This is a genomic window from Rhodanobacter sp. FW021-MT20 (genome assembly GCF_041107475.1).
Classification (GTDB): domain Bacteria; phylum Pseudomonadota; class Gammaproteobacteria; order Xanthomonadales; family Rhodanobacteraceae; genus Rhodanobacter_A; species Rhodanobacter_A glycinis.
The window spans coordinates 1-668 of the sequence record NZ_JBGBPX010000050.1; the positions used below are offsets into that span (position 1 = coordinate 1).

The window sequence follows — 668 nt, forward strand, 5'->3', positions numbered from 1 at the left end:
TCCAGTGTGCGTATCCACACTTGTTCAGGGGTTGCTTTTTCGGTCGCGACGGCTTTGGCACGCTGCAGGCTGCTGCGCGCGCCCTGGACCAGCAGCGTGCGCAGATAGGCATCACCGCGACAGCTGATTTCGCCCAAGCGCGCACGCCCACCGCTGGAGTGCTGCGCCGGCACCAGCCCCAACCAAGCGGCCATCTGCCGCCCTTGCTTGAACTCGCGGGCGTGGCCGACCGTGGCCACCACCGCGTCGGCGGTGATCGGGCCCACGCCGATGATCGCGCGCAGACGTAGACACCGCTCGTCCTGACGCGCATGGGCCTCGATGCGTGCGTCGCACGCGTCGAGGGCCGTGCGCAACGATGCCCAGTGGGCGGTCAGATCACGCAGCAGTTCCTTGAGCTCGGCCGGCACGCCAACCTGCACATCAAGGTCACCCAGCAGTCGACGCAAGACCAGATCGCTCTTCGCCACGACCACACCGAACTCGGCGAGCAGGCCGCGTATCCGGTTGCTGACGGCCAGCGACTCGGTCTTGTAGCCCTCGCGCACCCGGTGCCAGGACAGCCGCACTTGTTGATCGATCGACTTGGCCGGCACGAAGCGCATGTTGCCTTGCCGCGCCGCCGTGGCAATGGCTTCAGCATCGGCACGGTCATTCTTGGTCTTGCG

1 protein-coding gene is annotated in these 668 nt (G+C 66.8%); it reads right to left on the reverse strand.

The window, feature by feature from the left end:
• The coding region (locus AB7849_RS19510) for an IS110 family transposase (protein WP_369501570.1) at positions 1-668 on the reverse strand (668 nt) is incomplete at both ends.